At 36.0% G+C, this 24,471-nt stretch carries 25 protein-coding genes and 1 riboswitch; of the genes, 13 read left to right on the top strand and 12 right to left on the bottom strand.

Annotated features, from left to right (window positions below; translation table 11 throughout):
* Positions 1-57: 57 nt before the first annotated feature.
* The 3 genes from Q5760_RS17260 to Q5760_RS17250 all read left to right on the top strand — a co-directional run bounded on the left by Q5760_RS17260 (position 58) and on the right by Q5760_RS17250 (position 4,293).
* Positions 58-594, top strand: coding sequence for a hypothetical protein (locus Q5760_RS17260; RefSeq protein WP_428908852.1), 537 nt, complete (start codon positions 58-60; stop codon positions 592-594).
* A 293-nt stretch (positions 595-887) separates the two neighbouring features.
* Entirely contained in the window at positions 888-2,132 is a 1,245-nt protein-coding gene (locus tag Q5760_RS17255) for a PcsB-like coiled-coil domain-containing protein (RefSeq protein ID WP_428908851.1), read from the top strand.
* Between the two features lie 277 nt (positions 2,133-2,409).
* Entirely contained in the window at positions 2,410-4,293 is a 1,884-nt protein-coding gene (locus tag Q5760_RS17250; protein ID WP_428908850.1) for an ABC-F family ATP-binding cassette domain-containing protein, read from the top strand.
* A 91-nt stretch (positions 4,294-4,384) separates the two neighbouring features.
* Here Q5760_RS17250 and aspA read toward each other — a convergent pair whose 3' ends face one another.
* Positions 4,385-5,818 carry an aspartate ammonia-lyase gene (aspA, locus tag Q5760_RS17245; protein ID WP_428908849.1) on the bottom strand — a complete coding sequence of 478 codons (1,434 nt, stop codon included), beginning with the start codon at positions 5,816-5,818 and terminating at the stop codon, positions 4,385-4,387.
* 152 nt (positions 5,819-5,970) lie between these two features.
* Between aspA and Q5760_RS17240 the strand changes: the two genes are divergently transcribed.
* Positions 5,971-6,810, top strand: a complete 840-nt coding sequence (locus Q5760_RS17240) for a YitT family protein (RefSeq protein ID WP_428908848.1) — start codon at positions 5,971-5,973, stop codon at positions 6,808-6,810.
* Between the two features lie 99 nt (positions 6,811-6,909).
* Here Q5760_RS17240 and Q5760_RS17235 read toward each other — a convergent pair whose 3' ends face one another.
* Positions 6,910-7,212 (bottom strand): hypothetical protein, encoded by a 303-nt coding sequence (locus Q5760_RS17235; protein ID WP_428908847.1) that lies wholly within the window; start codon positions 7,210-7,212, stop codon positions 6,910-6,912.
* Between the two features lie 198 nt (positions 7,213-7,410).
* On the opposite strand from Q5760_RS17235, the gene Q5760_RS17230 reads away from it, so the two are divergent.
* Together Q5760_RS17230 and Q5760_RS17225 are read left to right on the top strand one after the other, a co-directional pair.
* Entirely contained in the window at positions 7,411-7,512 is a 102-nt protein-coding gene (locus Q5760_RS17230; RefSeq protein WP_428908846.1) for a YjcZ family sporulation protein, read from the top strand.
* Between the two features lie 37 nt (positions 7,513-7,549).
* Positions 7,550-7,678, top strand: a complete 129-nt coding sequence (locus Q5760_RS17225) for a YjcZ family sporulation protein (protein WP_428908845.1) — start codon at positions 7,550-7,552, stop codon at positions 7,676-7,678.
* A gap of 48 nt (positions 7,679-7,726) precedes the next feature.
* Here the strand turns inward: Q5760_RS17225 and Q5760_RS17220 are convergent, their stop codons facing one another.
* Genes Q5760_RS17220 through Q5760_RS17205 form a run of 4 tightly spaced genes read right to left on the bottom strand, consistent with a single transcriptional unit; the run spans position 7,727 to position 10,523 of the window.
* On the bottom strand, positions 7,727-8,461 hold the full coding sequence (locus Q5760_RS17220; protein ID WP_428908844.1) for an ABC transporter ATP-binding protein: 735 nt from the start codon (positions 8,459-8,461) through the stop codon (positions 7,727-7,729).
* Positions 8,458-9,225 (bottom strand): ABC transporter permease, encoded by a 768-nt coding sequence (locus Q5760_RS17215; RefSeq protein WP_428908843.1) that lies wholly within the window; start codon positions 9,223-9,225, stop codon positions 8,458-8,460. Before Q5760_RS17215 ends, Q5760_RS17220 begins: the two co-directional genes overlap by 4 nt.
* Positions 9,225-9,515, bottom strand: coding sequence for a thiamine-binding protein (locus tag Q5760_RS17210; protein WP_428908842.1), 291 nt, complete (start codon positions 9,513-9,515; stop codon positions 9,225-9,227). Before Q5760_RS17210 ends, Q5760_RS17215 begins: the two co-directional genes overlap by 1 nt.
* 12 nt (positions 9,516-9,527) lie before the next feature.
* On the bottom strand, positions 9,528-10,523 hold the full coding sequence (locus tag Q5760_RS17205; protein WP_428908841.1) for an ABC transporter substrate-binding protein: 996 nt from the start codon (positions 10,521-10,523) through the stop codon (positions 9,528-9,530).
* An 83-nt stretch (positions 10,524-10,606) separates the two neighbouring features.
* A riboswitch (TPP riboswitch) is annotated at positions 10,607-10,717 on the bottom strand.
* 176 nt (positions 10,718-10,893) lie between these two features.
* On the opposite strand from Q5760_RS17205, the gene Q5760_RS17200 reads away from it, so the two are divergent.
* Positions 10,894-12,468: a peptide chain release factor 3 gene (locus Q5760_RS17200; protein ID WP_428908840.1), complete on the top strand. Its 1,575-nt coding sequence runs from the start codon at positions 10,894-10,896 to the stop codon at positions 12,466-12,468.
* 33 nt (positions 12,469-12,501) lie between these two features.
* On the opposite strand, the gene Q5760_RS17195 is transcribed toward Q5760_RS17200, so the two are convergent.
* Complete coding sequence (locus Q5760_RS17195; protein ID WP_428908839.1) at positions 12,502-12,693, bottom strand: small, acid-soluble spore protein, alpha/beta type; 192 nt, start codon at positions 12,691-12,693, stop codon at positions 12,502-12,504.
* A 189-nt stretch (positions 12,694-12,882) separates the two neighbouring features.
* On the opposite strand from Q5760_RS17195, the gene Q5760_RS17190 reads away from it, so the two are divergent.
* On the top strand, positions 12,883-14,241 hold the full coding sequence (locus Q5760_RS17190) for a TrkH family potassium uptake protein (protein WP_428908838.1): 1,359 nt from the start codon (positions 12,883-12,885) through the stop codon (positions 14,239-14,241).
* Between the two features lie 23 nt (positions 14,242-14,264).
* Here the strand turns inward: Q5760_RS17190 and Q5760_RS17185 are convergent, their stop codons facing one another.
* Entirely contained in the window at positions 14,265-14,582 is a 318-nt protein-coding gene (locus Q5760_RS17185) for a DUF3905 domain-containing protein (RefSeq protein WP_428912620.1), read from the bottom strand.
* A gap of 149 nt (positions 14,583-14,731) precedes the next feature.
* Between Q5760_RS17185 and Q5760_RS17180 the strand changes: the two genes are divergently transcribed.
* Positions 14,732-14,896 (top strand): hypothetical protein, encoded by a 165-nt coding sequence (locus Q5760_RS17180; RefSeq protein WP_428908837.1) that lies wholly within the window; start codon positions 14,732-14,734, stop codon positions 14,894-14,896.
* Positions 14,896-15,039: a hypothetical protein gene (locus Q5760_RS17175; RefSeq protein ID WP_428908836.1), complete on the top strand. Its 144-nt coding sequence runs from the start codon at positions 14,896-14,898 to the stop codon at positions 15,037-15,039. Before Q5760_RS17180 ends, Q5760_RS17175 begins: the two co-directional genes overlap by 1 nt.
* Before the next feature lie 46 nt (positions 15,040-15,085).
* On the opposite strand, the gene Q5760_RS17170 is transcribed toward Q5760_RS17175, so the two are convergent.
* Entirely contained in the window at positions 15,086-16,831 is a 1,746-nt protein-coding gene (locus Q5760_RS17170; protein WP_428908835.1) for a B12-binding domain-containing radical SAM protein, read from the bottom strand.
* A 284-nt stretch (positions 16,832-17,115) separates the two neighbouring features.
* Entirely contained in the window at positions 17,116-18,159 is a 1,044-nt protein-coding gene (locus Q5760_RS17165; RefSeq protein ID WP_428908834.1) for an acyltransferase family protein, read from the bottom strand.
* A gap of 358 nt (positions 18,160-18,517) precedes the next feature.
* Here Q5760_RS17165 and Q5760_RS17160 point away from each other — a divergent pair, with 358 nt between their 5' ends.
* Together Q5760_RS17160 and Q5760_RS17155 are read left to right on the top strand one after the other, a co-directional pair.
* Complete coding sequence (locus Q5760_RS17160) at positions 18,518-19,531, top strand: 2-oxoacid:acceptor oxidoreductase family protein (RefSeq protein WP_428908833.1); 1,014 nt, start codon at positions 18,518-18,520, stop codon at positions 19,529-19,531.
* A 2-nt stretch (positions 19,532-19,533) separates the two neighbouring features.
* The gene (locus Q5760_RS17155; protein ID WP_428908832.1) at positions 19,534-21,828 is read left to right on the top strand and encodes a thiamine pyrophosphate-dependent enzyme; all 2,295 of its coding nucleotides are present in this window, start codon (positions 19,534-19,536) and stop codon (positions 21,826-21,828) included.
* Positions 21,829-21,898: 70 nt separating this feature from the next.
* Here the strand turns inward: Q5760_RS17155 and Q5760_RS17150 are convergent, their stop codons facing one another.
* Complete coding sequence (locus Q5760_RS17150) at positions 21,899-22,141, bottom strand: Spo0E family sporulation regulatory protein-aspartic acid phosphatase (RefSeq protein ID WP_428908831.1); 243 nt, start codon at positions 22,139-22,141, stop codon at positions 21,899-21,901.
* 181 nt (positions 22,142-22,322) lie between these two features.
* Entirely contained in the window at positions 22,323-23,555 is a 1,233-nt protein-coding gene (locus Q5760_RS17145) for an MFS transporter (RefSeq protein ID WP_428908830.1), read from the bottom strand.
* A 455-nt stretch (positions 23,556-24,010) separates the two neighbouring features.
* Between Q5760_RS17145 and Q5760_RS17140 the strand changes: the two genes are divergently transcribed.
* The gene (locus Q5760_RS17140; RefSeq protein ID WP_428912619.1) at positions 24,011-24,451 is read left to right on the top strand and encodes a MarR family winged helix-turn-helix transcriptional regulator; all 441 of its coding nucleotides are present in this window, start codon (positions 24,011-24,013) and stop codon (positions 24,449-24,451) included.
* Positions 24,452-24,471: the final 20 nt, after the last annotated feature.

Here is a 24,471-nt window from a genome sequence, read left to right as displayed (position 1 = left end):
CGTAATAGTAGATATTTTTCATATTAAAAGAACAGAAGACAAGAAGGAGAGGAATCCATGTTTGATCCAACAGCTTTTGAAAACATTAGAGTCGTGTTAGAAGGAACTTTTTATGATATGGATTTAGCCGGAAACCTCATCATTATAGATCGGAATGACCTTATCAATACAGCAAAGTTATCCCGTACATATGATTTTTCTTTTCGATTAACCGCATCCCAACAGGTTATAGAACCTAAAATAACTTGTAAAGTAACCCTATCGGCAAGTTTAGAAAATCTTGCTGCTGAACTATTGTCAAATCCACTGTTAATGAGAGAAGCAGGATGTGTAATGCAGATTGAATATATGTTCGAATATGAAGAAGACGAATTTACTCTTAAACAAATTGAAAAAATCCTAAGAACTTGGAAAAATACAACGTACAAACAAATGATTACTTATGAGCCATTAAAAAAGAGAAGAAAAATAAAACATCATGAGCTGATTAGCTGTGACCATATTCTTAAAGAAGAAGATATGAACGAGCTGCCAGATATTGCAAATCAAATTATGTCAACTTTGTTACAAATAGAAAAAGTTATAAATCGATAAAATAATTATAAAAAACGGCTTGAGAACAATGTTCTCGGCTTTTTTTATGATATTTTTGTCGAAAACTGTAGTATTTGAAATATAATTGTAATATTTCTATTACACTTCTGACAAATTTCGATGCTATACTTTCAGTTGTGATTGGAAAGAATTAGCAAGTTTTATTTTGCCAGAATCTAATCTTACATAACGAAAACAAAAATACATACATAATTTGTCGAATTTCTATATAGAAAAACATACTTTATTTTACATCGATTGGTTCGACCCACAGAAGCAGGGAGGATAACACATTGAAAAAGAAATTTATTACACTTAGTACAACAGTAATGATCGGGATGGGAAGTCTTTTAACTGTTCCAGCTGTAAAGGCTGATAATATTGATACACAGCGTTCGCAAATTCAACAAAGCATCGAGGCTGCACAAAGCCAATTAAGTGATTTACAAGCAGAACGTGCGAAAATTGAAGCTCAAATCAATAACATTGAGAATGCTATTGGAGAAAACACGGGAAAAATAAATGAAACAAATGAGCAAATGAAAGCTGCACAAGCAGAAGTAGATGCTTTAAATGAGGAAATTGATGCAATTCAAAAACGAATCGACATAAGAAATGATATTTTAAAAGAACGCGCTGTTTCATTCCAAGAAAATGGTGGAAAAATTGCCTATATCGATGTTCTTCTAGGATCTTCAAGTTTTAAGGAATTTATTGAACGTGTTGAAGCTGTTGCAACCATCATGGAAGCAGATACGAGCATGATAAAAGAACACGAAGCCGATCAAGAGAGCATTGAGGAAAAGAAACAATCTGTTACAAGTAAATTATCTGATCTAAACGATTTAAAAGTTGAACTTGAAGGTATGAGCATGCATATTCATGAACAAAAAGCTCAGGCTGAAGGATTAAAACAGGAACTAGTTCAGAGAGCAAATGCTAGTGAAGAAGAAATCGCTAATTTACGAAACAAAGATGAGGAGTTAGCGGCAGAAGCTAGAGCAGCACTTGAAGCTGCAGCAAGTAGTACTGAATCAACAACTGCGGCGACAAAGGAAGAAACTTCTAACAACAATACAGTTACTTCAAAGTCAGACAATGAATCAAAAACGATTGTTCAGACTTCAAATTCAGTAGCTCCTACATCTGGAGGTTTAGCTACCGTTATTAAAGCGGGCTATAAATACATTGGAAATTCTACTTATAAATTTGGGGCAGGAAGAACAGCATCTGATATTGCCAATGGGTACTTTGATTGTTCAGGCTTTGTATCATGGGCATTTAGACAAGGTGGATATAGCATTGGTGCTAGCACATCGGTATTAAGAAATACAGGTACAAAAATTTCAATCAATGAAGCTAGACCTGGTGATTTAGTCTTCTTTGATACGTATAAGAAGGACGGACATGTTGGGATTTATTTAGGCGGAGGTAAGTTTATCGGCTCTCAAAGCTCAACAGGTGTAGCGATTGCTAATATGAATAGTGGATATTATAAGGATACCTTTAATGGGCATGTTAGAAGAGTCGTAAATTAATAGAATGACAAAAAGGGCAGAAGCTATTTCTGCCCTTTTGTTATAGACTTCGAGTAAATCATAATCAATGGTATAATAGGTAAATGTGATAACTTTAACTTCCTTCGGCTGAAATCTCTAACGATTATTATAGGCGAGATGAATGAAACGTTTGTCAATTCAATGGGTGTTCAAATCTAAGCTGAATGAAGTCAAAACTTCCGGCGGATATCTCTGATTTTTTTAGGAAATCCAACGGGAGAATTTGAAAGTAATTTTAATGAATGGAATGGTCTTTATGAAAACAATCTCAATTGAACATGTATCAAAAACATATGGTGAAAAGACGCTATTTCAAGATATTTCCTTTACGATCACTGAAAAGGAGCGGGTTGGCTTAATCGGTGTCAACGGTACAGGTAAATCTTCGCTTTTGAAATTAATAGCAGGGATCGATGTTCCTGATGAAGGGGAGTTGGTTTACGCTAAAGATTATAAGATTTCGTACTTAGCTCAACAGCCTGATCTAAATTCAGAATTTACTATTCTGGAACAAATCTTTGCAGGAGATGCGCCAATCTTTCAATTGCTCCGTGACTATGAAAAAACATTAATGATATTAAACGAGGAGCCCGAGAGTGAGAAGATACAAGAAAAGCTTTTCCAATTGCAAAAAGAAATGGATGCCTTAAATGGTTGGGATGTTAGTACAAATGCAAAAACTATCCTTACGAAGTTAGGTATTGAAGATTTTAATAAAAAAATCGGTTCTCTGTCAGGTGGTCAAAAGAAACGTGTTGCTCTTGCCCAAGTTCTCATACAATCTCCTGATTTGTTGATTTTGGATGAACCGACTAACCATTTAGATTTTGAATCTGTTAAATGGCTAGAAGATTACTTAGGTCGGTATCAAGGAGCTATTTTACTAGTGACGCATGATCGTTATTTCCTTGATCGTGTAACCAACCGAATTTTTGAACTACATGGTGGAAAAATTTACACTTATAAGGGTAATTATGGTGCTTTTCTCGAAGCTAAAGCAATCCGCGAGGAAAATGAAGCTGCAACGATCCTAAAGCAAAAGAATTTATTTAGACGGGAGCTCGAATGGATTAGAAGGGGTGCAAAAGCTCGTTCAACCAAACAAAAGGCAAGGATTCAGCGTTTTGACAAATTAGACGAAGAATTGTCTTCTATCACATCAAACGAAAAATTAGATATCTCATTGAAGGGCAGTCGTCTAGGTAAGCAAGTATTCGAATTGAAAGATGCCACCAAACAATTTCCCGATAAAATGATTATGGAGCATTTTGATTTATTAGTGAAACCTGGAGATCGTATTGGCATTATCGGGAAGAATGGGACGGGTAAATCCACCTTATTAAATATATTAGCTGGTAAAATCCCACTTGATTCAGGAGAAAGAATCATTGGACAGACAGTTAAAATCGCTTATTATACCCAGGAAAGTGAAGATATGGATGAGAATAAGCGAATGATTGAATATTTAAAGGAAACGGCGCAAGTGATTGAAACATCAGATGGAAAAACCATTTCTGCAGCACAAATGCTTGAAAGGTTCTTATTCCCACCCCATACACATGGTACGCCGATTCGAAAACTTTCAGGTGGAGAAAAAAGAAGGTTATATTTGCTAAAGATTTTAATGCTAGAACCAAATGTCTTATTATTAGATGAACCAACAAATGATTTGGATACACAGACACTTACGGTTCTTGAGGATTATTTAGAAGAATTTCCTGGAGTCGTAATTACCGTTTCCCACGATCGCTATTTTTTAGATAAAGTCGTTGGGCAGCTACTTGTATTACAAGGTGATGGAGTGATCCATTCTTATTATGGGAATTATTCTGAGTTTCTTGAGCAAGAAACGAAATCACCAGAAATGAAGAAAGAAGAATTGAAAGAAGAAGTACCACTCAAAGAAAAACCAAAGAAAAAACGAATGTCTTACAATGAACAACGAGAATTTTCAACGATTGAAGATGATATTGCAGCAGTAGAGGATAGATTAGAAGAGGTCAAAGAAGAGATGAATCATATTGGAAGCGACTTTGAAAAGGCGCAAAAATTAATGGAGGAAGAAACCCAGTTAAATGAACGGTTAGAGTATTTAATTGATCGTTGGACGTATTTGACAGAGCTTTCAGAGCAGGGATAACATTCATAATGAAGGAATACAGCAAAGAAGTGCCAGACACTACAGTAGTAATAGTGTCTGGCACCTCTTTATCAAAATCACTATGCTTTAATCAATCACGTTCTAACAGTAAAGCACCTGCAATCCCTGGATTAGTCATTTCATAAGGGTTTAAGATTAGATCGAGTTCCTCCTCTGTTAATACATCGTACAATAGACAAAGCTCCCTAACAGAACGTCCATTTACAATCGCTTCCCTCGCGATTCGAGCAGCAACCTCATAACCAATATGGGGATTTACAGCAGTAATGAGACCTACGCTTTTATCGACAAATTCTTTTAAACGCGCTTCATTGGCTTCAATACTAATTAAGCATCGGTCCGTAAAGGTCTTAAAGGCATTGTTCATGATCGTTATCGATTGATGAAGGTTAAAAACAAGGACCGGACCCATCACATTTAACTCTAATTGTCCAGCTTCAGATGCTAGGCTAATCGTATGATCATTTCCAATGACTTGGAAAGCGACTTGATTGATCATTTCAGGCATAACTGGATTTACTTTCCCAGGCATAATCGAAGAACCAGGCTGTCTTGGGACTAGCGAGATTTCTCCTAAGCCAGCACGAGGCCCAGAAGCCATTAATCGTAAGTCATTGGCAATTTTAGACATGTTCACCATACATATTTTTAAAGCTGAGGAAACTTCTGTATACGCGTCCGTATTTTGTGTAGCATCAACTAAATGATTTGCTTTCTTAAGTGGTAGTTCAGTAATCTCTTCCAAGTATTCAACAACGTATTCAATATACTTAGGGTCTGCATTTAACCCAGTTCCAACTGCGGTTGCGCCCATATTAACTTCGTATAGATTTTCTCGAGTATTCTTAATCCTCTTTATATCTCGCTTCAAAACACGTGCATAAGCTTCAAATTCCTGCCCTAAGCGTATCGGAACCGCATCCTGCAAATGAGTTCTTCCCATTTTTATGACGGAGTCGAATTGGGTAGCTTTTTCATGAAAAGCTTTGTGCATTTCATCCATCGTAACCAACAAAGTATTTAATAAATGTAAAGTTGAAATATGAATGGCTGTAGGAACCGCATCATTGGTCGATTGAGACATATTGACATGTGTGTTTGGACTTAATTTCGTGTATTCTCCTTTTTCGTGACCTAAAATTTCAAGTGCGCGATTGGCAATCACTTCATTAGCGTTCATATTAATAGAAGTTCCAGCCCCGCCTTGGATGGGATCCACAATAAATTGATCATGGAATTTTCCTTCGATGATTTCATTTGCTGCTTGTACAATAGCGAGCCCTAATCCTTCATATAGACCTTTCGTTTTCATATTTGCTAATGATGCAGCTTTTTTGACCATTGCCAACGCTCGAATTAACTCTGAATTTAGCGAATAATGAGTAATAGGGAAGTTTTCGGCAGCACGTAACGTTTGAATTCCATAATAAGCATCATGGGGTATTTCTTTTTCACCTAAGAAGTCCTTTTCGATGCGTTTCTTTACTTGTTTATTTAGTGACAACATGGCTCTCTCCTTTAAGTCAGAAAATTTTAAATATTATAATCTTGCTATTATCCTAACGTAAAAATACTTAAATGGAAAGTTAAAACCTTCGATTAGAGTATAAATTATTTTAGATAGAGAAACTTAATGGAAAAAAGAAGGAATGGGTTATGAAAGAGAAAATTAGTAGAGACAATCTCATCCATTTAATTATTATTGTTGTCGGTTCACTCATGATTAGTGCAGGTTTTAATTTATTTTTTATTCCACATAGCATTCTTAGTAGTGGTCTAAGCGGAATTGCCATTCTGCTAGGTTTAATTACTCCTTTTGATACAGGACTATTAAATTTCGTCCTAAATCTTCCATTACTTATTATTGGGATGTTTAAGTTAGGGAAAAGATTTATTATTTTTACGATTATATCGGTTGTGGTCACTTCTATGGCTTTGTATATCATCCCAGTCATCAAGGTTGCTAGTGATCCTTTATTATCCTCCATTTTTGGAGGGGTCATAGGGGGAGTTGGAGTGGGAATTATTCTAAGAGCTTCTGGGTCCTCTGGGGGATTTGATATCGTGGCTGTATTATTAACGTTGAAAAGAGATATTCCGTTAGGAGCCATTCTGTCAGGGTTAAATGCAGTGGTCGTTATTTTTTCTGGGTTTATTTTTGGTTGGGACTCGGCCTTAAATACATTAATTGGAATCTATGCATCCGGAAAGGTGATCGACACGATCCATACTAGACATATCAAATTAACGCTTATGATTATAACGCAAAAGGGAGATGAGATTCAGAAGAGATTACTTGAAAACTTCTATCGTGGTATTACGATTATGGAAGGTTATGGCGCCTATACTGGGGAGAAGAAGAAAATCTTAATGACCGTTATTACAAGGTATCAATTAACAGACATAAAACAATTAATTAACCAATATGACCCAAAAGCCTTTGTCAATATAACTGAAACAAAAGAAGTCATGGGTTTGTTTGAGCGAAATAGATAGAAAGAAAAAAATTAAAGGAAGAATCAAAGGTGTCAGTATGTTTTTTATGTCATTTTCATGGGTACTGAACACCTTTGTATTCGAATGCACTCCATCCATTTATTCCCATTCTTGATAAACAACAACTCCTCCGCTTAAATCAAGCGTACTATTTTCACCTTTATATAAAAGTTTACCGTCTTCTTCAACAATTAAATTTTCGTATGTATAGATGGTTTTACCAGCAGGAAGTGTAACAATTACCTTTTCTCCTAAGTCAGGATTTGGGGTCTTAACTTGGATTAATGCTTGTGAATAGAAATAAAGTCCAATTAACACAGCAAGTAAAGCGACTAAAATATATAAAGATCCAAATTTATATAATGGTTTCACTTCATGATTATTGTGCTGAATTTGTCCCATTGTTTCCTCCTAATAAATAGAAATTATTTCATTATTACCATATGCTCATGTATTTTCTGTCATGACATATTCCAATAAATATTTGACTAATAGGACAAGGGATAGGATATAAACCTATAAAAAGTGCATTTGCCTATCGCACAGGTGGAGGTAAAAATGAATAGGATATATGGAAAACAGAAAAGGAGGTTTTTTAAAATGTCAGCTGGAGCTTACGGCGGAGGTTTCGCTTTACTTGTTGTGTTGTTTATTTTGTTAATCATTATCGGTGCTTCATGGGGATGGGGCTACGGTTACTAATAGAAAACCACTTAGATAACGGAAAGGGGGTATTTTGATGTACGGATACGGACCTGGATGCTGCGGATATGGTTACGGCGGTGGCTTTGGTTACGGTGGTTTTGCGTTAATCGTAGTATTGTTTATCTTGTTAATCATTGTAGGTGCTGCTTGCTTTAAGTGGTAATCTCATCATTAAAATGAAAGGAGACAGAGATTCTGTCTCCTTTCATTTTTAACTGTTTTTAAAGGATTTGTGAATATTTCTTTTCCAATCTAGAAATTCATTAGTTAATAAAATTTCTTCATGTCGTGGTCTCTTAAATGGGAGGATAAATTCATCCATAATACTTGCTGGTCCTGAAGACAAAAGAACGATCCGATCCGACAGAAAAAGGGCTTCATCAATATTATGGGTGACAAATAGAATCGTCTTACGGTACTCATCCCAAATCGAGAGAAGCCATTTTTGCATGTCTAATCTTGTTAGTTCATCCAATGCTGAAAAAGGTTCATCCAGGCATATAACAGGCTGAGGACTGAGTAAGGCACGAATAAATGATACTCTCTGTTTCATTCCTCCTGAAAGCTGTGATGGATAGGAATGGATATATTCCTTTAAGCCTGCTTTTTCAATCATTTGTACAGCCTTTTCCGTATCTTTATGCCCTTGTAACTCTTGCCCAAGTAGTACATTTTGTAAGATGGTTCTCCAAGGGAGTAGTGATGGAGCTTGAGGCATATAACTGATCGAACCTCTTTGACCATTAATTGTCCTTCCGTTTAGTTCAATCCTCCCTTCATCTGGAGAAATAATGCCTCCAATTAAATGGAATAATGTGCTTTTTCCGCTTCCAGAAGGACCGATGATGGATACAAATTCTCCTTCTTCTACAGTTAAGGACAACCCTTCAATGATTTTTTTGTTTGAAAAAGATTTAGACACGTTTTTTATGGATAATAAGGTCACTTCATATCTTCTCCTTGATGATGCCAGCGAACCGTGATTCTTTCTAATCCTTGGATAATGGCAAATAATAATAAACTAAGAATCATAATGGTAAAAATGGCGACAAACACTCGATCCGTGCGAAAAGAAGATGAGGCGAGGGTCATGTAAACGCCGATTCCTTCCTTTGCACCTAACCATTCAGATATGACCGCTCCCATTACACTGTACGTAGCAGAGATTTTAATGCCTGAGAAGATTGCCGGTAATGCATAGGGAAATTCCAATTTCCAAAATAATTGTTGTTTGTTTGCACCAGCCATGGCTAAATAATGTTTAAGTTCAGCAGGAGTTTGTTTAAATCCATCCAAGGCGGCAACCGTTACTGGGAAAAAGCATACTAATGAGATTACAATAATCTTTGGCAATAAACCAAATCCAAACCAAATGACTAAAAGAGGTGCAAGAACAATGGTTGGAATATTTTGAGATAAAATAAGTAAGGGATAAACAGCTTCTTTTACTTTAGGAAGTAAGTATAAAAAAATGGCGGTGATCAACCCTATACATGTGCCAATGGAAAAACCCGTTAGTGTTAACTTCAAAGTGGAAATAAGGTGGACAAGCAAATCATCCCCATTCACTGTAGCTTCTAAAAAGATTTCGTTTGGAGCAGGGAGAAGCCAGTTAGGTATATCCAATATGATTACCGCTGTTTCCCATAAAATGAACAAAAGAAGGAGAACCAAAAGTGGTCTCCAACTTTTTGATAAAAGTGATTTCATTAGCGATACTTCCCTGTTAAATCTTCCATTTGTATTCCTGCTGGTTGATAAAGGATTTTTACTTGTGTAATGACATTAGAGCTGCCAATTTCAATCATTTTTTCATTCATCTTCGTAATTAAATGTAAAATAGTTGATAACTCTCCTTCTATTGTCGTTTCAAGAGGGTGCACTTCAAATTTCAACCCAGACTCCATAATGAGTTTTATTGCTTCATCTACAAATGGAATGGTGTCTTCACCATTTTTAGTTTTTGGAATAATTTGAACGCTAACTAATGAGTTTGCCATCTTTCTTCACTCCTATTCTGGTAAAAATTCATTTGTGAATGCTTTATTTGCATCCAATTGTTTTTCTAATAAGTTATTTTCATACATCCAATTAGAATAGTTCTCCCAGACTTCTAGTTTTTGTTCGCCCCATCTAGCTGCATCGTCTTGATATCGTGGAGATAGCCATTCTTGGCTCTTTTTCACTAGTTCTGGATCAAGGTCAGGTACAGCCTCAATTAAAATATCAGCAGCCTCAGCTGGCTGATCAATGGCAAATTGATAACCTTTTGTTGTTGCCTTTAAAAAGGCTTTCACGGTATCAGGATTATTTTCAATCATGTCCTCATTGGTTGCCAAAACGGGTGTATAATAATCAAGTTTTTCACTATAATCGGTTAAATAAATCATATTGATATCTTTTCCGCGTAATTTCGCCTCTACACCTGTCCAAGCATAATAGATCCACGCAAAGTCAACATCTCGTTCCACAGCCGTAAAAAAGTCAGTATCACCGATATTGATAATATCGACTTCGTCAGGATTTGCATTTTCTTGTTTCATGAGGGAAGAAATGACGGATTCTTCAATAGGTGACCCCCAACCGCCATATTTTTTTCCCTCAAAGTCCTTTGGCGTTTTAATGTTTTTTTCGCTGAGTGATGCAAAACCAGATGTATTATGCTGAATCACAGCTGCAATTGAAACGATTGGAATGTCTTGAATTCTAGCTTGTGTGATACTTTCTTGATAGCTAACCCCAAACTCTGCTTTTCCCGAAGCGACTAACTGGTCAGCGCCTGCTTCACCTGGCATGATAATATCAACATCAAGACCTTCTTCTTCATAAAAACCTTGGTCCTTTGCAACATATAATCCAGTATGGTTTGTATTTGGAGTCCAGTCCAATACAACCGTAATCTTCTCCAGCTCATTGGATGAAGAACTGTTATTTCTTTCATTGGCTTCGTCATTACCGCAAGCTGATAATAATAGTACGGTAAAAAGGGACAAAAGAGCTTTTTTCATCATAATGACCTCCTCAAAAAATTCATAAAACACAAATAAAGCACCTAGTTAATAACTAGGTGCCCGCATATGAAAACAATTGTTTCTTGTTTAGATATGTTTCCTCCGCCGGTATTAACCAGATCAGGTTCAAGGGTCAGTATCTATTACGGATACTTTCTCAACTAGCTTAACCAGTTCCCCTACATTTCTATTTTATATTTTTTTCTACCTTATTATAACAGATTTCGACAAATTGAAAAGGAATACAATTTTAACCATTGGAAAATATTCCTTAACTGTTAACGATATTTTTTATTGCAAACTCGTTTTGATAGAGATATGATTTTACTTATGAATGAAATTGAACTGTTTAAAGTGAGGAATTTGGATGGAAAATACATTTATAGATCAAGTCAAATCCCGTCGGACATTTGCCATTATATCCCACCCAGACGCTGGGAAGACAACATTGACAGAGAAATTGTTGCTCTTTGGTGGTGCGATACGTGATGCTGGAACGGTAAAAGGAAAAAAAACAGGCAAATACGCCACAAGTGACTGGATGGAAATTGAAAAGCAAAGAGGTATCTCGGTAACATCTAGTGTGATGCAATTCGATTATCATGGGTCACGAATTAATATTTTAGATACCCCTGGACACCAAGATTTTAGTGAAGATACTTACCGGACATTAATGGCAGTTGATAGTGCGGTCATGATTATTGATTCTGCAAAAGGAATTGAAGAACAGACCTTAAAGTTATTTAAAGTCTGCCGCATGAGAGGGATTCCGATATTTACGTTTATTAATAAATTAGATCGTGATGGAAGAATGCCACTAGAGCTATTAGCAGAGTTAGAAGAGGTCATGGGGATTGAGTCATACCCGATGAATTGGCCAATTGGAATGGGGAAAGAGTTTCTTGGGATTTATGATCGTTTTCATAACCGAATCGAACAATTTCGAGTTGAGGACTCTGATCGTTTTTTAGAGTTGAATGAAGAGGGAGAATTGGACGGAGATCATCCTATCAAACAAAATGCATTGTATGATCAAACGTTAGAAGAGGTTCTTCTTTTAAATGAGGCTGGAAATGAGTTTTCTAGAGAAAAAATAGCCGATGGATCTTTAACACCCGTATTTTTTGGAAGTGCTCTAACAAATTTTGGAGTACAAACATTTTTAGAAACCTATTTACAATTTGCTCCATCCCCACAACCTCGAGAATCAACGGCAGGGAAAATTGATCCATTATCTGAAAATTTCTCAGGCTTTATCTTTAAAATTCAAGCGAATATGAACCCAGCTCACCGTGACCGGATCGCTTTCTTACGAATTTGTTCTGGGAAATTTGAAAGAGGGATGAGTGTTAATCTTCCTCGGACAGGGAAACAACTAAAGCTTTCCCAATCAACGCAGTTTATGGCCGATGATCGAAGCACAGTAGATGAAGCGGTTAGCGGAGATATTATTGGCTTATATGACACCGGTACTTATCAAATTGGGGATACATTAACAACAGGAAAAGATCAATTTCAATTTGAAAAATTACCACAGTTTACACCAGAATTATTTGTCCGAGTTACAGCAAAGAATGTAATGAAACAAAAACATTTTCACAAAGGTATCGGGCAGTTAGTACAAGAAGGGGCCATTCAATTATATAAAACGGTAAAAACGGAAGAATATTTACTTGGAGCAGTGGGTCAACTACAGTTTGAAGTGTTTGAACATCGCATGAAAAATGAATATAATGTTGATGTTTTGATGGAAGGTCAAGGTTCTAAAATTGCACGTTGGATTGAAGATGATAAGGTGAATGACCAACTATCCAATTCAAGAAGTCTTCTAGTCACAGATCGCTATAATCAAAAGGTCTTTTTATTTGAAAACGATTTTGCTTTAAGATGGTTTCAAGAGAAAAACCCTGAAGTCAAGTTATTTAATCCGATGGATCAATAAAAAAACAGAGGGAAACCTCTGTTTTTTTATCTTTTATTTACCTGAAAGATGTGCTTGTGCTTGTTGTACCAATCTTTTGGTGATTTCTCCACCAACAGATCCATTTGCACGAGAAACGGTATCTGAACCTAACTGTACGCCAAATTCCTGAGCAATTTCATATTTCACTTGATCAAGATATTGTTCAATGCCAGGAACAAGTAGTTTATTACTGCTTCTAGCCATATTTTTCATCTCCTTAAATCATGCAGAGTAAAATTTCTCTGTACTACTAGTATGGATAGTAGAAAACATTTAATGAATGGAAAGTTATGCGAAATACACTAAAGTTATCTTGAATTTCCTTATATTACTTTCAAAATGAGGATATATTCATTAAGATAGAATTAGTTTAAGAATGAAAGGACGCATCATATGTCAAATACATTCAAAAATGTACTCGATCACATTACACCGTCGAGAGCTATTTTTAGTTTCTATTTTATTGCTGTAACGGTTTCAGTATTGTTATTAAGTCTTCCGGGTGTACATAAAGAAGGTGTAGAGATTTCTTTATTGGATACGATCTTTACTGCAATTAGTTCTGTTAGTGTTACAGGACTAACTGTTATCGATATTTCTCAAACCTATAGTACATTTGGACTTTTTGTCCTTATGTTTGTTTTCCAGTTTGGTGGGATTGGCGTTATGTCACTAGGTACATTTATATGGTTGTTAATGGGGAAAAAAATTGGCTTAAGAGGTAGACAATTGATCATGGTGGATCATAATCAAACAAGTCTTTCTGGGTTAGTTGCATTAATGATTGAAATATTAAAATTGATTTTGATCATTGAAGCGATCGGAGCGATCATTTTGGGTTTCCTTTTCATGGACTATTATCCCGACGTACAGGAAGCTTTCCTACACGGTCTCTTTACTTCAATTAGTGCAACTACAAATGCTGGACTTGATATTACAACAGCTTCGATGAAACCTTATGCGAATGATTATGTTATCCAAATCATTATCATTCTTTTATTAACACTTGGAGCGATCGGTTTTCCTGTATTAATTGAATTAAAAGGGTATTTATTCCATCGAAAACAAATGTCGTTACCATTTAGATTTTCACTATTTACGAAAATTACAACGATTACCTTTGCAGCACTATTAGTTTTTGGAACAGTCATTATTATTTTGCTTGAATTCCAGCATAGTTTTAAAGGGATGGAGTGGCATGAGGGGTTTTTCTATGCTTTTTTCCAATCTGCAACAACAAGAAGTGGTGGATTGTCCACGATGGATGTAAATCTTTTCGCCGAGCCAACATTACTTGTGATTAGCTTCCTTATGTTTATTGGAGCCTCCCCGAGTTCGGTCGGAGGGGGAATTAGGACCACTACTTTTGCTCTAAACATTTTGTTTTTGTATCATTTTGCAAAAGGAAGGAAGGATATTAAAGTTTTTAAAAGAGAAATCCATGGGGATGATGTGAGAAAGGCATTTGCGGTCACGATTCTTGCAATGATTATTTGTTTTGTTGCGATTATTCTCCTATCAATTACTGAAAACCAACCATTATTGGCGATTATATTTGAAGTTTGTTCAGCGTTCGGGACGACCGGCCTATCAATGGGAATTACTACAGACTTAACAACTTTTGGTAAATGGGTAATCATGATACTAATGTTTATTGGTCGAATTGGTCTTGTTTCATTCTTTTTATTGCTTCGCGGAAAAGAAACTGAACTGCATTATCATTATCCAAAAGAAAGAATTATTATCGGTTAAAAGGCTGACGCATGTCAGCCTTTTTAATCTGCATCTTTGCCGGTATTTATCGTGGGGTGCATAAAATGTTTTGTAGTCGGTTGTCTTAAATTTTCCAGTAGTTCTTGGTTTTCAGTTGTATTCCAGCCGATGTCATTAGTTGGATGAACCCATTCACTGCCTGCCATAATAGCTGGGTCGGTTTCATCACTCCAATTTTCTAACGGTGATTCTTTTGATGTGTAATAACTATCTCCAATTGTAACACCGAAGGAATTAATAAAAGGGGGCTTCATCTTAATTGATGTCCCTTTAAAGCTAGGTGCATGAATTTGATGTGGGAGGGTTTCATCAATATCCATTCGTTTTTTCTTTTTCAACGAGTAGACCTCCTTTTAACAGTATTTTTTGCAGTTCTCTTTAAGACTATTTGTTGTAAAAAAAGGAAGATCGATAAGAGAATGAAAAACTTATTCACGCGAAAAATACAGTTGAAAGGGAGGAATGCAAAATGGCAAAACGTAAAGCAGAATTCAATGCAGTAGAAAAATATAGCAAAACACCGAAAAAAAATCTCCAAGAAACAGAGTTTTCAGCTGAGTTTAGTGCCGGTGAAAACCCAATGAAAGGTGCTAATCGTAACTCAAAACAAGGGAGAAAAGGAAGAGGTTTATAATGAGTAAAAAAAAGAATGCGAAGATCAAAAACCAACAAAATACAAATGTTGAATTTGGAATGGAATTTGGAGATATGAACGCAAGCAAACTATATGAAATTCCAGCGATGAATCAAGATAAAGCAAAAAGAAATAAGAAATAAAAAAACAGGCTGTGTAAAAAAATACACAGCCTTAAATCCGTTCATTTTAATGGATCAAGGTAATATCCTTTATTGAAAGAAGCGTAGGCTTTTCACTTTTTGGATTATAATATATAAATAGAAGACATGGTTGTTGTACAATTCTGTTATGCTCTAAGTACTGTTCGATATCAATTGACATTGGTTCAAGCAGTGTATGTTTATATAAATCTTTTTCATCAAGCATTAAACCTTCGATTAATTCTGGATTGCTGAGAATCGCTTGATAGTACTTAGAACGTTCGTTTTTGGTCAGGGTTCCTTCCCACCAAGACTTGCGTGGTTTATAACGTTGGCGGGAAAGATAGTCATATTTCATTAAATCAGTGACAATGTCCAATTGTTTTGTCCCGGAATTAAGCAGAAAAGAATGCAGTCTTTTGAATAGATCCTCTAATTGGTGTCCAATCCTAGACCAACCTTTTTCTTCCCAATAGGTCCCGAAGTCTTGGAAAAAATCAAATGGTGTTGAAAAGACTTCTGTAACCAAATACTCAATTGTATAATCCATTCTATGGTCATTCCAATATTTTTCCAAAACATCTTCTACTTGTTTAATCCGAATAATATCATCAAAGGATAAAACGGAATTTCCTAAAATTTCATAGGGTGGATGATCACTATAAATATACTGATGTTCCTCTGCTCTTAAACGTAAGCCTGTGCCACGGAGCATCTTTAGAAAACCGAGTTGTAACTCTTCAGGTCTAAACGCAAAGACATCGTTAAATGTTTTACGGAATGAATGATAATCTTCTTCAGGCAGCCCCGCAATTAAGTCTAAATGCTGATCAATTTTACGACCTTCTTTTACCAGTGTAACGGTTCGGGCTAGCTTTTCAAAGTTTTGTTTTCTCATAACCAACTCATTCGTATAATCATTTGTAGATTGAACACCGATTTCAAAACGGAATAATCCTGGGGGTGCATCCTCGTTTAAAAATTCGATGACTTCTGGACGCATAATGTCCGCAGTAATTTCAAATTGAAATACGGTACCTGGGACATGTTCATCAATAATAAAACGAAACATTTCCATCGCATAGCTTCGACTAATATTAAAAGTACGATCAACAAATTTAATTGTTTTAGCACCGTTAGCCATCAAATAGCGTATATCCTCTTTAATTTTATCTCGATCAAAATACCGAACACCTACCTCGATAGATGACAAACAAAATTGACAGCTAAAGGGACAACCGCGACTCGTTTCTATGTATGTCACTCTTTTACTTAAATGTGAGAGGTCCTCCTCAAAACGATAAGGGGATGGGAGCTGTCGCAAATCTAATTTATGCATCGGATGGTTGATGATGATCTCACCCTCTTTTCGGAAGGAGATTCCAGGGATTGTAGAAAAATCATGATGATCTTTTAATGCTTGAAGTAATCGTTTAAAGGTTTCTTCCCCTTCACCAATAACAATAAAATCAAATTCGTTCACCTTTGTCATCCATTCTTGAACATCATAGGAAACCTCTGGACCTCCTACTACGATCGTAATAGATGGATTAATTTTTTTGATCGTTTCAATTACTTTGATCGTTTCTTCGATATTCCAAATATAACAGCTAAACCCAATAACATCAGGCTTTTTTTGGAATAAGTCGGTCACGATGTTCAGAATTGGATCTTTTATCGTATACTCAGCTAGTTCTACTTGAAATTCTGGACTAGCATAGGCCTTTAAATAACGAATCGCCAAATTCGTATGAATGTATTTTGCATTTAATGTGGCAGCGATAATTTTCATATTTGATACTCCTTAAATCAAGAATTCTTCCTTCATATTGTATATGAAAGCAACAAAAATAAAAACCCGCTTTAACTTTTAGCGAGTTTTTCAAAGAGCTCTGTTAAACTAAGGGTAAAATTACGTATCAGGAACTTCACTTTTCGCTAAGCAACGCCTGAGCCAGCCTAACACTTCGTGTCTACTGTGTCTTGTAACTCACGCAGGGTGTTAGTTCTATCCACTACATTTAACAGTAGCCCCAAATCAACATTTAACTTCTAAGACAGCCTACTTAAAAAACTTTAATTACTTACCCATTTTCTCCAATAGAATTTCATATATACCCAGATCCTTTTAAAAAGCTCCTTCGTTTTCGATATTCTAAGTTCAATTAATGGTTGAGCAAATGAAGTCACAGTCCTACTTGAAAGAACAAAGGTTAAGATTAATGAAATGGCAGCGAGCAATAATATACTTTCTGCATCATGAAAGTAAGTCTTCATTTCACTAACACGGAATATCCGGATGAAAAATCCATGTAATAAATAAACATAGAGCGAATTTCTACCAAGGTTTGAGAAAAAAGTTTGTTCTTTTGGAACAAGCGCAAAAAAGCTAGCCATCATGATTAGACTTAATGGATAAACCCCAAGCCTGATTAACATAGCGAAAAATGGTTCGACCCCCATTTCGTCATAGGATTTGGAGCCTAATAACCATTCATAGTTTAGATTTGGAAAAAAGTAAAATAAACCAAAAACGGTTAAAAAGATTAGGATTGAGATCATTTTTAACTTGTTTGATAATAATCGATAAAAATGCTCTTTCTTTAAAAAATATCCCAGTAAAAATAGTGGAAAGAAGACAAAGGTTCGACTCAAACTCAAATATCCAGAAACAAAGTCGAAAAAGCCAATCACTAAAGCAATGAGAAATGACAGAGTGAGAGCATGTACACTTTTGAAACGAGCAAACATGTATAACATAACATTCCAGAAAAACAAACTGATTAAGAACCATAATGACCAATGTGGATCAAGCGGGTCGATCGTTAATTCTGGTTTTTGGTACAAGAAATAATAAAAGAAAGAATAAATCGTTTGAAAAAGTAAATAAGGTATAATTAATTTTTTTGCCGTTTTTTTAATATAGCCTTTCTTTTTAAAGCCTTTTGCAAAATAACCTGAGATTAAGATAAAGGCGGGCATATGAAAAGTATAGATCACTTTATAAAGGGAATAGATTAGCTCATTATCATGAATAAAGGTCCGCAAAAAATGTCCAAATACTACTAGAAAGATTAAAATAAATTTAGCGTTGTCAAAAAAATAATCGCGTTGTTTCATAATGCCTCCACAAATGTTGATTTTCCTCCATATCCATAATAGTCAATTTTACAAGAAAGTATGTATGGTAATAGTTGGAATGCGATCACTCTTTTAAAAATTAAACTGTTATACACTTTATAAACATACTGTTGCATAATACTTTAATGGTTGAGATCATTTTAACCTGTAAAGCTGATTTTACCAAATAAAGCAATCAATTGCATATTAAAATAAAATATGTATTGATTTTTATCACAGCATAGTCAAAACCTTTGACCTAGAATGTTATTAAAAATACAAAGAAGTTTTAATCTATTAATAACTTTATAAAGTTTATAAGGATACTTCGTTGCATATTTCTAGGAGGGAGAAGGAAATGTCTATATTACCGAAAAAAAATGACCTAGGTTTTTTTGAAATTCGCCTAGAATCAATTGGGGGATTAGGGGCTAATTTAGCAGGAAAAATGCTAGCAGAAGCAGGAGTTCTAGGGTTGGGTTTGAATGGTTCAAATTTTGCTTCATATGGTTCTGAAAAGAAAGGCTCACCAGTCAAAAGTTTCATTCGATTCTGCGACCAAGGTGTAGAGATTCGTGCCCATAGTCCAATTGAAGAACCTCATGTTGTAGGTGTCTTTCATGAAGCTTTATATAAAACGATTGATGTAGTTAGCGGGTTAGACCCTGAAGGAATTGTTCTCGTTAATTCGATAAGAACCTTTGATGATGTTAAAAACGACTTAAAGCTAGAATATGGAACGCTTGCGATTGTAGACGCTTTAGGAATCGCAGTTGAAGAAAAAACAAAAGTAAACACAGCGATGCTTGGTGCTCTATTTAAAATTTGTGATTTCTTAAATCCTGAAGATATGAGAACAGTCATTAGAAAAACATTTGAAAAGAAATACCCTCATCTAGTAGAGCCAAATATACGCACTTTTGATAGAGGCTATAACGAGGTTCAATTTAAGTCAATTGAAACACCAGAAGATGCTACAAATAAAGCATTCACTCGTCCAAAACCAGCGCTTGGGTATTTAACTCAAGAAATTGGCGGAACAATAAGTGCACAAGGGAATAGTATTTTAAAAGATTTAAGTGGCTCTAGACAAGGATTTTTACCACAGTTTACCCAGGAAGAATGTATTAATTGTGCACAATGTGATAGTGTTTGCCCTGATTATTGCTTTGTTTGGGAAGCGGGAGAAGACAAGAGAGGTCGCAAGCAGATGTTCTTACGAGGAATAGATTATCAATACTGTAAAGGCTGTTTAAAATGTGTAGAAGCGTGCCCAACTACTGCGCTTAAGGATATCCGTGAAACCATTGGGTTTGCTGAAGAAAATCAAGTTAAACATAACTTTCCATTAGTTACAGGAGGGGTAATGTAATCATGGCAATCGTAGAAGAAGAATTACAGACGAAACAAAATGTAGACCAAACGACAACATTTGAATCTGGAAATGAAATGGCAGCGATGGCAGCTGCACAAATCAACTACCATATTATGGGGTATTTCCCAATCACTCCTTCAACAGAGGTCGCACAATATTTGGATCAAATGAAGGCTAGAGGCGAGCATGATATTCAATTAATTGCAGCTGACGGTGAGCATGGTTCAGCAGGTATTTGTTATGGTGCAGCGGCAACTGGAGCACGTGTATTTAACGCAACAAGTGCAAATGGTTTTATGTACATGCTTGAGCAACTACCTGTTCAATCAGGTACAAGATTCCCGATGGTGTTAAACCTTGTTACAAGAGCCATTAGTGGTCCACTTGATATTCGTGGAGATCATTCCGATTTATATTTTGCGCTTAATACTGGCTGGGTAATTTTAACAGCGAAAACACCACAGGCTGTATATGATATGAATATTATGGCATTAAAAATTGCTGAGCATTCAAAAGTTAGACTACCGGTTATCGTGGCTTATGATGGATTCTGGACATCTCATCAAAAACGAAAAGTGAATTATTTCACAGACCGAAAAGTTGTCCAAGAGTTTGTTGGGGAATGTCCAAGAGATTATCACTTTGCAAACGATCCAAAAAATCCTGTGACGATTGGTGCCCACATGGACGGTCCGAACTTAATGAACAATCATTATCAACAGTCTGAGGCGATGTATGCAGCAGGAGAAGTATTCAAAGAAGTTGCAGCAGAGTATGCAAAAATTTCTGGACGTGAATACCCAGTACTTGATTTATATGGCATGGAAGATGCAGAAGTAGCTCTTTTCTTATTAAATTCAGCTGAGGAGTCTGCTAAAGATGTTGTCGATAAGTTAAGAGCACAAGGGATTAAAGCAGGGGTTATTAGTCCAAACATTCTCCGACCTTTCCCAGAAAAGGAAATTCGTGCAGCCTTAAAAAATGTTAAAGGATTATTAGTTGGAGAACGTGCAGATTCATACGGCGCACATGGCCCTAACTTAACTCATGAAATCAAATCTGCTCTTCAATCTGATCGTGAGAATAAAACACTAGTTTTAAGCAGAGTATTTGGTTTAGGTGGAACCGATTTTTATGCAGATGATGCAGAAGCATTTTTCAATGTGGTGATGGATGCAGTAGAAAAGGGTTATGCTGAAAAGCCATTTGACTATTACGGAGTTGTACCAGGCGATCTTGAAAAAACACAAAAGCCTGTGATTGAACCACAACATGGTGATGTATTTAATTCTGGATTAATTCAAGTCACTCAAGATGAAGAAACAAAAAAATTAAAGGTGAAAATCTCACCATTACGTGCACTTACTGAAAAGCCAAAGCGGCTAGCATCAGGCCACGGTGCCTGTCCTGGCTGTGGTATTTTTGGCGGATTGGAAATGTTCTTCAAGGGGATTGAAGGGGATGTAGTTGTTCTTTACCAAACAGGATGTGCGTATGTAACAACAACAGCTTATCCTTATACATCCCATAAGCAAACGATGATCCATAACTTGTTTCAAAATGGGGCAGCAACTCTTTCTGGTACTGTTGAGGCGTTTCTTGAGATGAAAAGCAGAGGCGAAATTGAGGTATCAAATGATGCTACATTTGTAATGATCACAGGTGACGGTGGAATGGATATCGGGATGGGTTCTGCGATAGGTACAGCACTTCGCGGTCATAAGCTAATTATGCTTGAATACGATAATGAAGGTTATATGAATACAGGTTCGCAAATGTCTTATTCCACACCATTTGGTCATATGACAAGTACGTCAAATGTTGGAAAAGCCCAAAAAGGAAAAACATTCCATCATAAAGATACTGCTCAAATTATGGCAGCAACAAATATTCCATACGTCTTTACAGGTACAGAAGCATTTCCACAAGACCTTGTGAAAAAGGCTGCAAAGGCACAATGGTATGCACAAAACGTTGGTCCTGTATATGGTAAAATTTTAATTGCTTGTCCATTAAACTGGAAATCAGATGATCGTTACGGTGAAGTAATCGTTGGGGCAGCAGTTAACTCTTGTTTCTTCCCTCTTTATGAAGTAGAGAAAGGAGAAACAACCATAACGTACGATCCTGAAGCGAAAAAGAAACGGATACCAGTATCAGATTGGTTAAAATATATGGGCAAAACAAAACATTTATTAAAAGAAGAAAATAAAGAGTTACTTGCTACTTTTGAAGCTGAGGTAGAAAGAAGATGGCAAATACTTAAAGCCAAACACGAAAATCCATTGCTTTAAGATCAACATAGAAAAGTCGGGATTCCCTTTGCGGATCTCGACTTTTTACTAAACTATAGGTTAAAAGTTTCTAGTGAACCATTTTAATTCGATTATTTGAGGTGTAATAGATAAAGTTTAATTTATTTTTTTGATGATCAACTTTTGTCGGTTTTCGATGAAAAAAAACTTGATACTGATAGAGTAATTGATCTAGCTCCTGACTGCACTTTACTGTATCGTCATTTGTTAACCCTCTTTTTTGGGCTAAATCAATCATCAACTCTCTTTTTTTTTGAATTTCTACTAAAATGGACTCCCGGTGATCCAACAATAACGTTTCCCCCTGACAATGACCCTTTACTTCATATAACTAGGGCCTTCAATTGAACACTCCCCTTGAAGCATTATGACAATATTTCCAAATAAAGTAAATAGTTTCGCAATTTTAGACAAAAAATTCGATTGAAAAATGTTCGACATTTACAACGGGAATTCGACAAACAGTAAAATATTTATTCGTATCTTTGAGATAGTTTTCGGTCAGAAGGGAGTAGAAATCCTAAAGCCCCTAAAATAGGTAAGAAGCCAGTAAAGGTTAGAGTTGTGAACAAGCCTAGATGATCGGCCATCACACCTAAAATAATCGAGCCGATTGCCCCCATTCCAAAGGCAAGCCCAACTGTTAGTCCTGCCATCGTTCCAATTTTTCCAGGGACCAAATCTTGAGCATAAATAACTGTTACGGAAAAGCTAGACATAAGAATGAATCCAGTTAATAGTAATAAAATAAACGAAATAGATGCAGGTACAAACGGAATCAAGATTGATAAAGGAGCAGATCCAAGAATCGAAACAATGATGATATTTCGCTTGCCAAATTTATCTGCAAGTGGACCTCCAAAAAATGTCCCTAATGCTCCAGCAACTAAAAAGGCGAATAAGAAAACCTGAGCTCTTTGAATGCTGAATTGATATTGTTCAATGGCAAAAAAAGCATAATAGTTTGTAATTCCTGCTACATACCAAGAGCGAGCGAATATTAAAAATAAAATTAAAACAAGAGTCAGGATAATCCCTTTAGAAATTTTGCCTGAATCTTGAGAAGCTGTAACCTTTGAAAAAGGGACTTGCGCATTTAACTCTTTTAATCTTCCAGAGTACCAAAAAGCAATATAAGAAAGGAGCATTACCGCAATCCCAGCTACAACTGAAAACCATGCAGCCCCAATTTGACCGAGGGGGACAAGGATTAATGCTGTAATTAAGGGCGCCAAGGCTTGACCTGAATTACCGCCAACTTGGTATATCGATTGTGCTAAACCTTTTCTAGATCCTGCTGCCATATGTGCTACTCTCGAACCTTCAGGGTGAAAGATGGCCGAGCCTAAGCCAATAAAAAGGACTGAAAGAAGGACAAGACTATAGTTGGGTGCTAATGCTAAACCGATTACTCCTAATAAAGTAGATGTCATTCCAATTGGAAGGGCATAGGGCATAGGTTTTTTATCGGAGAGGGCTCCGATAAAGGGCTGCATAACGGAAGAAACCATGTTTAAAGAAAATGCTATAAACCCTAATTGTGTAAAACTCAACCCCATTGATTTTCCTAAAACAGGAAACATGGCTGGGATGACGGATTGAATGGAATCATTTAATAAATGACAGAATCCCATAATAATTAAAATTTTATAGGTAGTTTGGTTTTGATAGGCTACCTGTTTTTCAGTAATGACTGTTTGTGTCAACGTGTTATCCCCCTGTCATAAGCTTTCGTTAAATAAAGTGTAATATATGGTATAGAACTGATCTTCATCTATTTTACACGAGAGTTGATTTAAAATTCAAAAAATAGGATTTGTTTATCTTCTATTTTAACAGTTATGTTAATTTGGGGTTATTGTTGATCGCAGTGGTGGTCATGAAGACTTGTATGGGAGAAGAGAGATAGGCAAGATGCCTTATGAGGTCGAAGTGTCAAGGTAGTCCAGGCGTAACTGAGCGGAAAGCAAATGGTTTGAATCGGAAAACAACAAAAAATATAACAAAATTATAATAAAAAGAAGCTTCAAGTTCGTTTGACAAGGGTATTTCCATTTTTTATAATAAAAATTTGATTGATGAAAATACTATTTTTATTTATGATAAATAATAGAGATAGCGATAAGCAATTATTATTATGTTAAAGGGTTTGGTAAAAATGATGGAATTCGAACAAAATGAACAATCATTAAAATTATTTATTGTTCTATCACGAGCATATCGCGCGGTAAATGAACATGTAAATAAACGAATACAACGCTATGGTTTAAATCCGACAGAATTTGCTGTTCTAGAATTGTTATACCATAAAGGAGATCAACCTCTTCAGCAGATTGGAGGGAAAATTCTCCTGGCGAGCGGGAGTATGACCTATGTGATTGATAAACTAGAAAAGAAGGAATACATAAGACGTGTTCCGTGTCCTGATGACAGAAGGGTGACCTTTGCTCAAATCACAGATAAGGGAATAAAATTAATACAACAGGTTTTTCCGTCCCATCGCAATGAAATTGACAGGATTATGTCCGTTCTAACAGATGAAGAGAAAGAAACCGCGATTGAACTATTGAAAAGAATTGGCTTATCTATTAAGCAATATTAATAAAAGAACCGCTGTGGAAA

The sequence above is a fragment of the Niallia sp. Kr1 genome (genome assembly GCF_050389805.1).
GTDB lineage: Bacteria > Bacillota > Bacilli > Bacillales > Cytobacillaceae > Bacillus_BD.
This window is presented reverse-complemented; position numbering and strand designations above follow the sequence as displayed.